Annotated in this window: 13 protein-coding genes; 7 read left to right on the top strand and 6 right to left on the bottom strand. The window is 64.4% G+C overall.

Going from position 1 to position 14,919, the window contains the following annotated elements; translation table 11 throughout:
* Positions 1-82 precede the first annotated feature (82 nt).
* Positions 83-679 (top strand): hypothetical protein, encoded by a 597-nt coding sequence (locus ASD94_RS10365; protein WP_056642407.1) that lies wholly within the window; start codon positions 83-85, stop codon positions 677-679.
* A gap of 147 nt (positions 680-826) precedes the next feature.
* On the opposite strand, the gene ASD94_RS10360 is transcribed toward ASD94_RS10365, so the two are convergent.
* The gene (locus ASD94_RS10360) at positions 827-2,062 is read right to left on the bottom strand and encodes an MFS transporter (protein ID WP_056642367.1); all 1,236 of its coding nucleotides are present in this window, start codon (positions 2,060-2,062) and stop codon (positions 827-829) included.
* Positions 2,063-2,159: 97 nt separating this feature from the next.
* Between ASD94_RS10360 and ASD94_RS10355 the strand changes: the two genes are divergently transcribed.
* The gene (locus ASD94_RS10355; protein WP_056642364.1) at positions 2,160-3,104 is read left to right on the top strand and encodes a LysR family transcriptional regulator; all 945 of its coding nucleotides are present in this window, start codon (positions 2,160-2,162) and stop codon (positions 3,102-3,104) included.
* 658 nt (positions 3,105-3,762) lie between these two features.
* Here ASD94_RS10355 and ASD94_RS23160 read toward each other — a convergent pair.
* From ASD94_RS23160 to ASD94_RS10340, 3 genes are all read right to left on the bottom strand, one after another.
* Positions 3,763-4,767, bottom strand: coding sequence for a DUF4917 family protein (locus tag ASD94_RS23160; RefSeq protein WP_082576831.1), 1,005 nt, complete (start codon positions 4,765-4,767; stop codon positions 3,763-3,765).
* A 458-nt stretch (positions 4,768-5,225) separates the two neighbouring features.
* Positions 5,226-6,584, bottom strand: a complete 1,359-nt coding sequence (gene yjjJ / locus ASD94_RS10345) for a type II toxin-antitoxin system HipA family toxin YjjJ (RefSeq protein WP_056642360.1) — start codon at positions 6,582-6,584, stop codon at positions 5,226-5,228.
* A gap of 87 nt (positions 6,585-6,671) precedes the next feature.
* The gene (locus ASD94_RS10340) at positions 6,672-7,601 is read right to left on the bottom strand and encodes a LysR family transcriptional regulator (RefSeq protein ID WP_233247200.1); all 930 of its coding nucleotides are present in this window, start codon (positions 7,599-7,601) and stop codon (positions 6,672-6,674) included.
* An 83-nt stretch (positions 7,602-7,684) separates the two neighbouring features.
* Here ASD94_RS10340 and ASD94_RS10335 point away from each other — a divergent pair, with 83 nt between their 5' ends.
* The 4 genes from ASD94_RS10335 (at position 7,685) to ASD94_RS10320 (ending at position 11,610) form a co-directional block, all read left to right on the top strand.
* On the top strand, positions 7,685-8,722 hold the full coding sequence (locus ASD94_RS10335; protein WP_056642354.1) for a tripartite tricarboxylate transporter substrate binding protein: 1,038 nt from the start codon (positions 7,685-7,687) through the stop codon (positions 8,720-8,722).
* 102 nt (positions 8,723-8,824) lie between these two features.
* Positions 8,825-10,465: an FAD-dependent monooxygenase gene (locus ASD94_RS10330; RefSeq protein ID WP_056642351.1), complete on the top strand. Its 1,641-nt coding sequence runs from the start codon at positions 8,825-8,827 to the stop codon at positions 10,463-10,465.
* A 250-nt stretch (positions 10,466-10,715) separates the two neighbouring features.
* Positions 10,716-11,177: a DUF1801 domain-containing protein gene (locus ASD94_RS10325; RefSeq protein ID WP_056642403.1), complete on the top strand. Its 462-nt coding sequence runs from the start codon at positions 10,716-10,718 to the stop codon at positions 11,175-11,177.
* A 37-nt stretch (positions 11,178-11,214) separates the two neighbouring features.
* Positions 11,215-11,610 carry a VOC family protein gene (locus ASD94_RS10320; RefSeq protein WP_056642348.1) on the top strand — a complete coding sequence of 132 codons (396 nt, stop codon included), beginning with the start codon at positions 11,215-11,217 and terminating at the stop codon, positions 11,608-11,610.
* A gap of 22 nt (positions 11,611-11,632) precedes the next feature.
* Here ASD94_RS10320 and ASD94_RS10315 read toward each other — a convergent pair whose 3' ends face one another.
* Both ASD94_RS10315 and ASD94_RS10310 read right to left on the bottom strand, forming a co-directional pair.
* On the bottom strand, positions 11,633-12,568 hold the full coding sequence (locus ASD94_RS10315; RefSeq protein ID WP_056642345.1) for an aldose 1-epimerase: 936 nt from the start codon (positions 12,566-12,568) through the stop codon (positions 11,633-11,635).
* Between the two features lie 75 nt (positions 12,569-12,643).
* A complete protein-coding gene (locus ASD94_RS10310; protein ID WP_056642343.1) occupies positions 12,644-13,597 on the bottom strand; it encodes an SMP-30/gluconolactonase/LRE family protein in 954 nt (317 codons plus the stop codon).
* Between the two features lie 124 nt (positions 13,598-13,721).
* Here ASD94_RS10310 and ASD94_RS10305 point away from each other — a divergent pair, with 124 nt between their 5' ends.
* Complete coding sequence (locus ASD94_RS10305; protein WP_055401789.1) at positions 13,722-14,543, top strand: SDR family NAD(P)-dependent oxidoreductase; 822 nt, start codon at positions 13,722-13,724, stop codon at positions 14,541-14,543.
* Positions 14,544-14,919 lie beyond the last annotated feature (376 nt).

Genomic DNA, 14,919 nt, shown 5'->3' with positions numbered 1-14,919 from the left:
TTGCGATTTATTGCGTGGCAAGCGCGGCTCCAGCACTTACCATCCGCCCCTGATTTCCACCAAGGAGCACCCTCCCATGAACATGAACAAGCGCAACTTCGTCGCCGCCGGCATGGGCCTGGCAGGTCTGTGGACGGCCACGGGCAGCAGCCACGCCGCCACACAGGCCAAGGCCCCCAGCGGCCCCACGCTGCTGACCATCAGCGGCGCCATCACCCAGTCCAACCGCGGCGCGCTCGATGCCACCATCGACCAGATGATGGGCAAACACGGCATCCAGTTTGACAAGGCCTACGCGCTAGACGCCGCCGCCCTGGCGCGCATGCCCGCCGTCACCATCAAGCCCACGCTCGAATACGACAGCAAGCCCCACACGCTCAAGGGGCCCCTGCTCACCACCGTGCTGGCAGCCGCCGGTGTAGCCGCTGGCAGCCCCGTGCAACTGGGCCTGCGCGCGGTGGACGGCTACAACGTCAACATCAGCATGGCCGACGCCCAGGCCTACCGCATGATCGTTGCCACCCACATCGACGGCCAGCCCATGGCCCTGGGCGGCCTGGGCCCGCAGTGGGCCGTGTACGACGCGGATGTGCTGCCCGCCTTCAAGGACAAGCCCGTGAAGGAACGCTTTGGCCTGTGCCCTTGGGGGCTGTACCACATTGAGGTGAAAAAGGCCTGAGCCCACGCAGGCCCAACACCGAAGGGCGGTTGAGCACCAGCACGGCACAAACCGCCACCCAACAAAAAGAGCGACCCCAGGGTCGCTCTTTTTTTGATAGCTGCCAGCGCATGATCCACTAGCGCTACCGCCCTATTTCGTTCTAAATCAGCCCCGGCGCCGCCCCATGCGCACCGCCAGTGCCGCCAGCGACCCGGCCGTGGCCAAGCCCACCACCCCCAGCCAGCCCCACTGCGCCAGCGCCAAGCTGCCCAGCGCCGCGCCGGCCGACATGCCGATGAACATGCCGGTGAACAGCAGCGCATTAAGCCGGCTGCGCGCCGCAGGGTCGATGCCGTACACGATGGTCTGGTGCGCCACCAGCGTGGCCTGCACGCCAAAGTCAAAGCCGATGGCACTGGCCACAATCAAGCCCAGCTGGGCCTGCGCAGGCAGCAACGGTGCCAGCGCCATCACCGCAAACGATGCAGCGGCCAGCCCGGCGCCGTAGCTCGTCACCACCTCGGGCCCGCGCTTGTCGGCCAGGCGCCCGGCCAGCGGGGCGGCCAATGCGCCCGCCGCCCCGGCCAGGCCAAACGCGCCCGCCGCCGCCGTGCCCAGCCCAAACTGGCTGTGCAGCATCACCGCCAGCGTGGACCAGAACGCGCTGAAACCCACGGCCAGCAGCCCCTGCGCCCAGGCCGCGCGGCGCAGTGCCGCGTGCTGGCGCCACAGTGCCACCATGGAGCCGATCAGCGCGCCATAGCCCATCTGCGTGGTGGGCGCAAAGCGCGGCAGCCCGCGCCACACGGCCACCGTCAGCAGCGCAATGGCCACCGCCGCCGCCACATACACCGTGCGCCAGCCCCACTGCTGCGCCACAAAGCCGCTGACCACGCGCGACAACAAAATGCCCAGCAGCAGCCCCGTCATCACAATGCCCACCATGCGCCCGCGCTGTGCGGCAGGGGCCAGCGTGGCGGCGGCGGGCACCACGTCTTGCGCCACCGTGGCCGCCAGCCCCACCGCCAGGCTGGCCGCCAGCAGCGCACCCATGCCAGGCGCCAGGCCGCTCAGCAGCAGCGCCAGCATCAGCGCGATGGACTTGATGACGATGATGCGGCGCCGGTCAAACCGGTCGCCCAGCGGCGCCAGCAGCAAGATGCCCAGCGCATACCCCAGCTGCGTGAGCGTGGGCACCAGCCCCACCACACGGCTGTCGGCCTGCATGTCGGGCCCCAGCACGCCCAGCATGGGCTGGCTGTAGTACAGCGACGCCACGCTCAGCCCCGCCGTGGTCGCCAGCAGCAACAGCAGCGGCGCACTCACCGCCCCCTCTGCAGGCGGCGCCACCGGGGCCAGCCCCGCCGCACCGCTTGCATGCACGTTTTGAATGGAAGACATCACAACACCATTGGTTAGAAAGGAATGGTGCGATTGTTCTAGCCCTCCGCCGCACTGGGTAGTAGGCTGAATTGCAGATTCGTTATACGCTTGGCGCATGACCAACCCCCAGCCAGCCTTGCAACCCGGCGCCGACCGCATCGAGCTGATGCAGACCTTTGTCCGCATCGTGGAGGCTGGCAGCCTGTCTGCCGCCGCCCAGCAACTGGGCACCAGCCAGCCCACCGTGAGCCGCCGCCTGCAGGCGCTGGAGCGCAGCCTGGGCATCAAGCTGCTGCAGCGCTCCACCCATGTGATGAAGCTGACCGAAGACGGCGACCGCTGCTTTGCCCACGCCAAGGCCCTGCTGGAAGACTGGCGCGCCATGGAAGACGACCTGCGCGGCACCGCCGACACCCCGCGCGGCACCCTGCGCGTGCTGGCGCCGCACGCCTTTGGACAAGACCAGTTCATCGCCCCGCTGATGGCCTACCTGCGCCGCTACCCCGAGGTGGACGTGGAATGGATGCTGCACGACCGCCGCCCCAACTTCATCGCCGAAGGCATCGACTGCGCCATCCAGGTCGGCGCGGTGGACGACCCCAGCGTGGTCGCCGTGCGCCTGGCCGAGGTGCCCCGCATCGTGCTGGCCGCCCCCGCCCTCATGGCCGGGCGCCCCACGCCCCAGCACGCGCAAGACCTGCAACCCCTGCCCTGGCTGGCCCTGAGCACCTTCTACCGCCGCGAGGTCACGCTAACCCAGGAGCCCGGCGGCGAGGCCCACACCTTCGGCATCACCCCGCGTCTGGCCACCGACAGCCTGTACGCCCTGCGCAGCGCCGCCCTGGCTGGGCTGGGGGCGTGCATTTCATCGGCATGGATCGTGGACAACGACGTGCGGCAGGGGAACTTGCTGCACCTGGTGCCCAACTGGCACGCGGCGCCGCTGCCGGTGTACTTGGTGTACCCGTATGCGCGGTTTTATCCGGCGCGGCTGCGGTTGTTTTTGGAGGCGATGCGGGGGGCGATGCCGGGGTTGGTGGGGATGCGGGCGGTGGGGTGAAGGGCCGAGGCTGGTGGAGGAAAGCGGTCAGAAGCAAGCCGCTCACCTCAAATGAAAGCGGAAGCTCAATATTCAATGTAACCGGCGCCCCACGGCACTTCCGGCGCTCCCTGAGGACGTTCTTAGGGGTCCGTGCTGATAGACGCACCAGACCTCGGCCTACGGTAAGAGGCGTGAGGGCCCCGGGGGACAACAGGTACCACCAATTCGATAGCGTCTGGCGGGCCCATCGATGGATGGTGGAAGATGGCGTACTGCAACCGAAAGAGACCTAAGGTTTCCCGCATTTCATCGAGTTCAGCTTCGCCAGACGCCCAGAATTCATGGACCATCGTATCCATGCGATACATGCAATCGTCTGTGAATCCCAAATAGTCCATCGGTACGACAAGACCCGAATCGAGTGTGAGTCGACCCTCAAAGTGGCTGAGATACGCCGACAGCCTGAAGCCAACGCCCTTTGACAAAACCATCAGACGGCTATGAAGTCTGAACGACACCCGACCGTCACCCTTGCGGTACATGCGGAACGTCGTGTCGGACAAGCGCATTTGCATATGAGCTTTAGCATTTGACATGGGAGGCCGCAGTGGCCCCAAAGCGGCGGGGGAGGATATTCACAAGCACAGCTTACAAATCGTCCATCTCGACGGAATTTTTATACATGATGCTTCAACTCCGGATTTCCTAGTGGATGTGTTGTGGAGTCAAAGAAATAGATATTTTTCCCAACAAGCTCAGCGACAATTCGGGCTTTGAAAAGCAATATCTGCTCTTCATTTTGATGAGGCCAAACACCAATTGCAATTGAAGCTAAATCGCTATTATGCAAAGCATCCACTAGATGCTGATCATAATCCTTTTGAAGAGAATGCCCAATTACAACCAATCCTTCATCTATAGACTGGAATTTTTCAAACGAGAAACGCAAATAATCATTTCTCTTTATTCTGGACAACTTCCTCTCAGATGCGCCCTCCGATATGAAAAGAGGAAAGTACTCTGGATGGTTTAGGTTAAACAGGTCCTTAAGGCTTTCAATTCCGTTCGCCGCTAGCTTTTTGGTCCTTCCATCAGGAAGTTCAACCAGATGAATAGCCCCATGAAGGTATGAAATAACACATCTATCCGCATTGACGGACGTGTTGCTTGGATCAAATGTCCCGTCCTCCCCCCAAAAGAGATCTTTGAACCGCCAAAGATCTTCTTGCATGATCGCCCAATACGGAATGAGATCATAGTTGGTTGTAAATACGTTTCTATAGACGCGGAGAGCCTTATTTATTGCAGCTAAGCCGTTAAACCCGTGAGAAACGTGAGAGTGATTCACAGCAGCCGCAAGTGCATTTTTCGTACAACTATACAGGGCGTCAATCTGATTTCTTTGCGGGCAGTTTAGTTGCTCATCAACTATTCGTGCATGAAAAAGAACTCGAAGCACATCTTCAAAATTACTTGAACCAAGCCGATCAAATAGGGCTACACTGTTTTGATCAAGCGGCTCTGCAATCACTTCATCTTTCGCAACCTCAAAAAGACTTGCATACCCGAATCCCGGCCAAACGTTCATGCTAAAACCGTTACCCAGCAAAAGCGATTTCCATTTTTCCCCCTGGATTTCACCCCAAGATATCAATTTTGGATCAATGTTTTTTTCGGGCATAACTACTCCATCAATGCAAAATGCAATTTACTTCAAAAACCAGCAAAACCAATCAAGCCAAATTAAACATTCTGGAAATTCATTCCTACGAAAAGTGGCTTGCAACATGGGTTTACAAGGGGCATGCATTTAAATATCTATTAATAAAATTCTGCGAAGCTTGGCAAATATTTAGCCAACAACTGCAGCGAGCCAGCATGCACAAACGGTATTTTGAATTTCCCCTTTGGGCACCAAGCAATTAATTTAATTTAATTTAATTTAATTTAATTTAATTTAATTTAATTTAATAGCCAATCTTGCTCTCAATTTCATAGCCATTAACACCTAAAGAGCAAGCACCATTCGCATATTTGGCATTAAATCCGTTTTAAAAGCCGTGTCCTATGTCCGACGTATTCAGCATCCGCAAACGTCATAGCCACGGCCTTTTGCCGCGTTTCCTGCAGGCATCCACCCTAAACCACAAGCCGCCCAACACGCTCGGCCGCCACGGCCACATGGCGCACCAACTCAGCCTTGCACACATCAAAACCCGCGCTGAACCCTTGTTCGTCCTCCAACCGCCGAACAAACACCTGCGCCATCGCAAGCGCCTCCTTCCAAGCCGCCGCACTGACCTGCTCCCCCACCGTGAGTTCCAGCGCCCGATCCGACAAACCTCCCCCCGCCGTGGGAGCAAACGCCATGGGCGTCATGTCATACGCAGGCGCCAGCTCGTAAGGCCTTCGCCCCTCTGACAAGCACGACAGATTGCCGCTGTGCATGTCGGTGTTGCCGATCAGGGTGCCAAACGCCCACAGCAGGCAGGCCGTGTCAAAGGCTTGGGGGGTGATGACCCCGGACTTCCACAACGCCCGGGCAATCACCGGCCAGTTGCCGCCGCTGCCGACAAACTCGGCATCGAGCGCCGCGAAGGAATGCAGCGCCCTGCGCCCGCGAGCGCCCAGGCGGTCAAACCGCTGCACTTCCAGAAATCGTTGGGTGCCGTGCATCCAGGTCATTGATTGCGCGGCAGGCACGCCGTGGTCGCGCAGCACCTGCAGGGCGATGTGTTCGGCCAGCAGCAGGTCGCGCCAGCGGGCGCTGACGGGGGTGTCAAGTTCGGCGGTGAACTTGACCATGACATGCGCGGCGGTGCCATCGGCTTGCTCGGCGTAGGCGGTGAACTTGGGCTGCTCTCCGGCGGCTGACGAGCCCGCCACTTCGCCGCGCGCGGACAGGTCGGCCAACTGGGCGTAGGTGTGCAGCTTTTGCGCGGCTGCAATGGGCACGGGGTCGGGCGCGTTGACGAACTGGTCGCGCGCGGTGGGGCCGATGAGCAGGTTGCCGGGCATGTCGTCGCCCTGGTCCAGGATGGCGCGCAGCGCGTGGGTGTCGCTCCAATCGCCCAGCCGCTCGGGCAAGCCCAGGCGCTGGCCGTGCCGCTGGCAGTAGGCGCGCCCCAGGTAGCCCTGCGGGCGCATGTCATAAATCCACCACGGGAGGCCGTCGCTGTGTTGCCGGGCCCCGCCCGCCTCGACCATCACAAAGCCCTGCGGGCACACGGGGACGAGGGTGCCCAGGGTTTCGAGCGCGCCCTGGGGGGTGACGCGGTACACAGTGGCCTCCAGATCGGCGCGGACTGGATCGCGGAGGGTGTATTGAATAGATCTGGCGGCGCCAAAAGGCACCACCTCATCACCCAGCGCGCTGAGGGCTCGAGAGACGGTGGGCTGGCTGACCTGCAGCGCCTGGGCCAGCGCCTGCGCCTTGGCGGGGCCGGGGCGCAGCAGGGGGCGGATGGCGTTGGCATAGGTCTGGGCGGCGGAGGGCATGCCCTAAGGATACGCCGATTGAATGGAAAATTGAATAGATAAAAGAATAGATAAATCAGGCTGAATGGATGCCTCAGGATCGCTCAACTACGCTGGCAACCGCACCGCCGCCTCTCGCAACGCCTCTGCAAACGCCATCGCCGCTGGTTTTTGCTGCGTGCCCCGGCGGTAGGCGAGGTACAGGTCCAGATGCACCACGGGCTCGCGCAGCATGGCGACGCCCAGGCCCTGGCGCAGGCATTCTTCCAGCGCAAACGAAGGCACGATAGCGCTGCCACGGCCTGCGCGCACCATGCCGATGAGGGTGCCGATGAGGTTCATGCGGGGGCGCTCCTGGTGGGCCAGGCCCAGGCGAGATAGCTGCTTTTCAATCACCACCTGGATGGGGTTGTCGGACGGCAGGCTGACCAGGGGCACGTCTTTGAGGCGGCTCCAGGGCTGGCTGTCTGACAGCTGGCCGCTGGTGTGCGCCGCGTCGGGCGGGCTGATGCGCATGAGGCGGAACTTGCACAAGGGCTGGCGCGACAGCCCCACGGCGGGTTTGACGAAGAAGCCAAAGCCGATGTCGGCCTCGCCGTCGAGCACGCGCTGGCGCACGGTGCCCACCTCTACGTCGCTGAGCTGCACCTGCACGCCGGGGTGGCTGTGCGCAAAGCCGCGAATCACCTCGGGCAGCAGGCTGGCCGAGATCATGGGCGTGGCCGCCACCAGCAGACGCGAGCGCACGGCGGCCTCGTTGCCATCCAGCACGGCGCCCAGGGCGCGCAGCTCGCCCACCACACGCTCGGCCACGGGCTGCAGGCGGCGCCCGGCGTCGGTGAGGGTGATGGACCGTGTGGTGCGGTCAAACAGGCGGGCGCCCACCTGGTCCTCCAGCTCCTTGACCAGCATGCTCATGCCCGAGGGCGACAGGTGCACCTGCTCGGCCGCCTTGGCAAAGCTTTGCAGGCGCGTGACCTCCAGAAAAGCGTGGAGCTGGCGGGTGCTGACATTCATCAGCTTTGATGAAGAATTCATCAGAATTTTCCGTTTGATCAATGTCAAGAGTGTCGTTGTAATCGACCCGCAACGCCCTTTCAACGACTAAAGAGACAAGCCCCATGTTCGATCAGCCTGTATTGCGTGCCAACGCGCACCCGCCCTCCCCCCAACGTCGCAGCCTGCTGCTGGGCGCGCTGGCCGCCACGGCGGCAGCCGCCACGCCCAGGGCCTGGGCGCAGACGGGTGCTGACGCACCTGTGCGGCTGGTGGTGCCGTTCACGCCCGGCACAGGCATTGACCTGATTGCGCGGCAGATTGCACAGCCGCTGTCTGACCGGCTCAAGCGCCCGTTTTTTGTGGAGAACAAGGCGGGTGCGTCCGGCATCATCGGCACGCAAGAGGTGGTACGCGCCACGCCCGACGGCACCACGCTGCTGGTCAGCGTGAACACGCTGGTGGTCAGCGTGAACACGCTGGTGATGAACATGGCGCTGTACCCCAAGCAGGGCTTTAACCCGCTGACGGACCTGGTGCCCGTGAGCCAGACGAGCTGGGGGCAGCTGCTGCTGGTGGCGTCGGCCGGGTCCAAGATCGAATCGCTCAAGGACCTGATGGACCGCGCCCGGGCCAAGCCCGGTTCGCTCAACTACGGCTCGCCCGGTGCGGGCACGCCGCACCACTTGGCGATGGAATTGCTGAAGAACCGGGCCAAAATTTCGCTCACCCACATCAGCTACCGGGGCACCGCCCCCGCCGTGACGGACCTGCTGGGCGGGCAGATCGACGCGATGTTTTTGCCCATCCACGTGGCCCTGCAGCACGTCAAGGCGGGCAAGCTGAAGGCGCTGGCCATCAGCTCGGACACGCCCCACCCGCTGCTGCCCGAGGTGCCGTCGCTGGGCACCCTGAAGCTGGGCGACCTGAACGTGGACATGTGGTACGGCGTGTTTGCCCCCGCAGGCACGCCCCGCGCCATGATGGACCGGCTGAACACCGAGCTGCGTGACGTGCTGGCATCGCCCGCCGTGGCCAAGTCGTTCGAGACCCAGGGCATGACGCCTGCCCACAGCTCGCCAGACGCCTTCCAGAAGCTGGTGACGGCTGACGCCAAGCGCTGGGCTGACCTGATCAAGGCCCAGGGCATCACCGCCGAGTAACCACGACCACCCGTACCCAGCGGTAGCCAGTAGCGCGAAGCACTGCACAACACCGCATAGTGGCCAATGCCAAACCGACCCGTACCGAACAACACCAACAACATGAACCAGCAAGCAACCGTGGCGCCACAGCAAGACGCCGAAGTGATCATCGTGGGCGGCGGCCCGGTCGGCATGGGCCTGGCCATTGAGCTGGGCCAGCGCGGCGTGAGCGTGATCGTGGTGGAGCGCTATGTGCAGCCCCAGCCCATCCCCAAGGGGCAGAACCTCACGCAGCGCACCATGGAGCACTTTCACTTCTGGGGTGCTGAAAAGCAGCTGCGCGCGGCGCGCACCATCCCGGTCGAATACGGCATTGGCGGGCTGACCGCACACGGCACGCTGCTGGGGCCCTACAGCTACGACTGGCTGCAGCGCGATCTCGTCAAACCCTACTACTTCACCGCCAACGAGCGGCTGCCTCAGTACGCCACCGAGGCCGTGCTGCGCCAGCGCGTGGCGCAGCTGCCGTCGGTGCAGACCCTCTACAGCTGGGAGACCAGCACCTTGGCGCAGGACGATGCGGGCGTTTCCGTCACCATCCAGCAGCGTGGCGACAGCAAGGCCCAGCGCGTGCTGCGCGGCGCCTATGTGGTGGGTTCGGACGGGGCACGGTCGGTGGTGCGCGAGCAGGCGGGCATCACCCACACCCGCACCGACCACGACCGCATGATGGTGCTGCTGGTGTTCAAGTCGCAAGGCCTGCACCAGCTGCTGGAGCGCTATCCCGGCAAGTCTTACTACAACGTGCTGCAGCCCGAGCTGAAGGGCTACTGGAAGTTTCTGGGCCGGGTGGACCTGGGCAGCACCTGGTTCTTTCATGCACCAGTGCCGCCGGGCACCACCAAGGACAACTTTGACTTTGCGGCCTACCTGCACGAGGCGGTGGGCGCGGAGTTTGAGGTGGAGTTTGAGCACATCGGCTTTTGGGACCTGCGCTTCATGCTGGCCGACAGCTACCGCAAGGGCCGCGTATTCATCGCGGGTGATGCCGCGCACAGCCACCCGCCCTACGGTGGCTACGGCGTGAACTCGGGCCTGGAAGACGCGCGCAACCTGGGCTGGAAGCTGGCCGCCGTGCTGCAGGGCTGGGGCGGCGAGCGGCTGCTGGACTCGTACGACGCCGAGCGGCGCCCGGTGTTTGCGTCCACCATCAACGACTTCATCGCGCGATCCATCGAGACCGACAAGGAATTCTTGGACGCCTACGACCCGGCGCGCGAACAGGCCGCGTTTGAAGCCGCGTGGCAAGCGCGCGCCCTAGGGGTCGTGGGCGAAGTGCATGCGTTTGAGCCGCACTACGAGGGCTCGGCCATGGTGTGTGGCAGCGAGGGCCGCATCACCAGTGCCAAGGGCTCGCACCAGTTCACAGCGCGGCCAGGCCACCACCTGGCGCCCGCCACGCTGCCCAGCGGGCGCAACGTGTTTGAGGAGCTGGGCGCAGGCTTTTCGCTGCTGGTGGTGGGTGGCGACGGCGCGCATGCGCCCTCGGTGCAAGCCTTTCGCGAGGCGGCTGCGGGCCTGGGCCTGCCGCTACGGCTGGTGGACTGTGGCGACGGGGGCAAAGGCACCGAGCCCGCACGCTATGGCGCACCGCTGGTGCTGGTGCGGCCCGACCAGTTTGTGGCCTGGACGGCGCAGGCAGGCGGCCCGGCAGTGACTGCGGAGCAGGCGCGCGAAGTGATGGCGCGGGTGGCGGGATAGGTCGTGGCGCACGGCTGAAGCGAATCGGGCGGACGCGCGGAGCAACGCCGCGCATGGGAGGGCAGGTCCTGCAGCCATCGACGCGCTTGCCTGAATGAACAGAGGCGAGCCAGAAGGTAACAACCCGTTGTACCGGGGTTGCCAAGGTGCGCAGAGTGGCAACAATGGCGGGGCCGCACCCCTCGCCTTTTGCACCCACTCCACCAAGGACCACCCCGTGGCTGCTGCCAAAAAATCCCCACCCGCTGCCATGGGCCGTGCGCCCAACACCGCCGCGCCAGACGCGGCAACCACCGGGCCCGCCGCATCGGCACTGATCGACCAGCGCATTGCCGACCTGGGCGACTGGCGCGGGCAGGTGCTGGCGCAGGTGCGCCAGCTGATCCACGAAGCGGCGCCCGGTGTGGTGGAAGAGTGGAAGTGGCGTGGCACGCCGGTGTGGTCGCTGGGCGGGATCTTGTGCACGGGCGAGAGCTACAAAGCAGCCGTGAAACTCACGTTTCTCAAAGGCGCCGCCCTGCCCGACCCGGCGCGCCTGTTCAATGCCAGCCTGGACGGCAACGCACGCCGTGCCATTGATATCCACGAGGGCGACACGCTGCCTGCCGATGCGTTCCGCGCGCTCATCCGCGCGGCGGTAGAGCTCAATGCGCTGGGCAGCAGCAAGGCCCGCAAGGGCCGGGCACCGGGGCACATAGGGTCGGCCGCATAGGCCCCAGCATTCAGACCAACGGAAGGATCACCCCATCATGCTGTCGCACGTGTTTGTGGGCATTTCAGACTTTGAGCGCGCGCTGGCGTTTTACCGGCCCGTGCTGAGCGTGCTGGGCGTGAAGGAGCGTTTTTGCGAGCCCAGCCGGCCCTGGGCAGGTTGGGAATCCAACCCCGGCCCCCGCCCGCTGTTTGTGATTGCCCGCCCCTTTAATGGCGAGGTGCCGCAACCCGGAAACGGCACCATGGTGGCCTTTGCGGCCGCCACGCGCGACCAGGTGGATGCTGCACACGCCCTGGCGCTGAGCCTGGGCGCCGTGTGCGAGGGCCGCCCGGGCTTGCGGCCCGAGTACCACGCCCATTACTACGGCGCGTATTTTCGGGACCCTGATGGCAACAAGCTGTGCGTGGCGTGCCACGCGGCGCTGCTGTAAGAACCTGGTTTAAGGCCCACCCTCAATCAGTCAGCGGCTGGTAGCGCCACTGCACATTCATCACCATCGTCTCGCCCTGCGCCAGCGTGCGCAGGCCGGGCTGGCCCGGTTGGTGAAAGGCGTCGATGGGCTGTGTGATGGGCTCAAAGCAGAACGCCGGGCCCTGCGGCGGGCGGTAGACCAGGCAGTAGTGCTGGGCCGCGCCGCCGTCTTTTTCAAAATCGGGCATGTGGGCCGTGAGGCGCAGGCCGCGCTCGGGCCAGTCGATGTGCGCCGTGCCGCCCCAGCCGGTGTAGGCGTTGTCGATCAGGCAGCCGTTGGCAGGCGCACCGCTGTTCAGGTCCCAACCGGGCGGGAAGTGCTGCGTGTGCTCCGTGGGCAAAGGGTCGTCGCCACACAGCCACACGCCCTGCACAGGCGCTGTGATGCGCGTGCCGGGGGTGCGCGGAAACCAGGGGTGCAGGCCCAGGCCATAGGGCAGCGGCTGTGCGCCCAGGTGGCGCACCTGCACCGACTGGTCCAGGCCGCCCTCCACCAGCCGGAAGGTCTGCACGCATTCGTACTCGTAGGGGTTGCCGTCAAAGCGCTCGGAGCGCAGCTGCATCTGCAGCGTGTCGGGCGCGGGCTGGGTCAGCAGCCAGGGCTGCAGCCAGCCATCGCCATGGATGGGGTACGGCTCGCCCACGCGGTTGGGCCGCATGGGGTGGAACTGCCCCGCATGCTCAAACCCGCCGCCGCTGATGCGGTTGGACCAGGGCACCATGGCAAACGACGCGAGCTGGTACAGGTCGGGCGTGGCGCCGTCCCACGGGCGCCACAGGTCGATGCGCGCGCCCGCCACTTGCGGGTTGTCGATCTGCCAGGCCGCCACGCTGCCGCCGAGCGTGGGCACCAGGCCCAGGTGCTGCCCCGCGTGGTGCAGCCAGACGATGGGGTGGGATGAAGAGGCCTCGGTCATGGGCGGTGTGCTTTCTGCGAGATGGAGAAAAGAAGAGGCGGAGCCACGGCCCCACCGCTGCGCGTGGGGTCGGCGTCAGCCGCCGAACTGGTGTGCGGGAAGGCCGGGCGCGCTGACGTCCACGGCAAACAGTGCACCCGCCAGCGGCTCGGCCGCGATCTGCTCGGGCGTGAGGCCGGTGCGGGCCGAGGTGATGTACAGCGTGCGCAGGTCTGCACCGCCAAAGGCGCAGTTGGTGACCTGGCTCACGGGTAGCGTGATGCGGGCCAGCTCATCGGCCGTATCGGCGTCGTGGCAGGTGACGCAGCCACCGCCCCAGTGCGCAATCCACAGGCGGCCTTGCGCGTCGGTGGTCATGCCGTCTGGCACGCCGTCCACAGCGGGCCAGCGCTTCCACAGCGTCTTGTCGCTCACGGTGCCGGTGGCCGGGTCGCAGCGGTAGCGGTAGGTGGTGCCCAGCACCGTGTCGTTGAAAAACATGGCCGGGCCCTGCGCGGTGGGGGCCCAAGTGGGTCCGTTGGTCACGGCAAAACCATCGTCGTGCCGCACGCAGTGGCCGCTGGCGGTGTAGGTGTACAGCGCGCCCGTGGGGGCCTCGCACGCAAAGTCCATGCTGCCGGCCCAAAAACGCCCCTGGGCGTCGCACTTGCCGTCGTTGAATCGGTTGCCGGTGCGCTCTGGCTCGGGCTGGTGCAGGTAGCGTGGGGCGATGTCGGCAGCGGGGTCGAACAGCGCAAAGCCTCGGCGCAGGGCGACGATGAAGCCCGGGGCGTTGGCGCGCTCGGCGATGGCGGAGATTTCTTCGTCAAACGTCCAGCGCTGGTGGGCGCCCGTGGCCGGGCTCCAGCGGTGCAGCTCGCGCTGCAGGATGTCCACCCAGTACACGGCCTGCTCGCGCACCGACCACAGCACGCCCTCGCCCAGCGCGTTGCCCAATGCGACCACGCAGCGCACGGCGCCGGTGGTTGTTGGCGCAGAGGCGGACACGCCGCTGGACGGTGGGATGGGGGTATCCAGCGAAGGGCGCACGTTGGTTGTCTCCGGTCGTTTTTTTGCATCGGCCTGCCGCCAGGCACTTGACGAGCGGCATCTTATCAACGCCAATTGATGCTTGAAATGAATTTTTTTGCCATTGATTGATTGCAATATTAATATGACACAGCTTTTTACCCCCTCCTCTTCCTCGACCGACGCCACGGGCGCCCCCCAGGGCCTGGCGAAATTCCCCAGCCTGCAAGGCCGAGCCGTGTTCGTGACCGGCGGCGGCAGCGGCATTGGCGCGGCCATCGTGGCGGCGTTTGCCGAGCAAGGTGCCCGCGTGGCGTTTGTGGACGTAGCGCGCAACGCGAGCGAAGCCCTGGCCCAGCACATTGCCGACGCAGGCCTGCCCCGCCCCTGGTGGCGTGTGTGCGATGTGCGCGATGTGAACGCCCTGCAGGCCTGCGTGGCCGAAGCGGCGGCCGAGCTGGGCAGCGACTTTGCAGTGCTGGTGAACAACGTGGCCAGCGATGACCGGCACACGCTCGAATCCGTGACGCCCGAGTACTACGACGAGCGCATGGCCATCAATGAACGCCCCGCCTTTTTCGCCATCCAGGCCGTGGTGCCCGGCATGCGCAGGCTGGGCGCGGGCTCGGTGATCAACCTGGGCTCCACCGGCTGGCAGGGCAAGGGCACGGGCTACCCCTGCTATGCCATTGCCAAGTCGTCGGTGAACGGCCTCACGCGCGGGCTGGCCAAGACGCTGGGACAGGACCGCATCCGCATCAACACGGTGTCGCCCGGCTGGGTGATGACGGAGCGGCAGATCAAGCTGTGGCTGGACGCCGAGGGCGAGAAGGAGCTGGCGCGCAACCAGTGCCTGCCGGACAAGCTGCGGCCGCATGACATTGCGCGGATGGTGTTGTTTTTGGCGTCGGATGATGCGGCGATGTGTACGGCACAGGAGTTCAAGGTGGATGCGGGGTGGGTTTGATTTTTTGAGGTCTTTTTGGGTTCTGGCGCTTATCCATTAACCGCTGGTAGCTATTGTTTTTGTAGTCCTGATGGCTCCCGCCCGTTCGGGCTGAGCCTGTCTAAGCTGGGGAAACTCGTTCTCTGGTTTGGGCTGCGTGCTTGGTTTCAGGGCGGAGGCCGGGAGTCGCCCGGCATGCGAGTAACTTTCTTTCGCTTCGCCGAAAGAAAGTCACCAAAGAAAGGGCGACCCTACTGTCTGCGACCCCTTCGCTGCGCTACGGGGCAACCTGGGGTGCTCGGTCACGGGGTGCGCCGCAGAACTCACTGCGCGCTGACGCGCTCCGTTCAAACAACTGCGGCGAGTCAGCTCACAAAGCATGGGCGCTCCGACGCCC

The organism is Acidovorax sp. Root70 (genome assembly GCF_001428225.1).
GTDB lineage: Bacteria > Pseudomonadota > Gammaproteobacteria > Burkholderiales > Burkholderiaceae_C > Acidovorax.
Note: the sequence above shows the minus strand (reverse complement) of the source record. Positions and strands in the feature narration are given on the sequence as shown.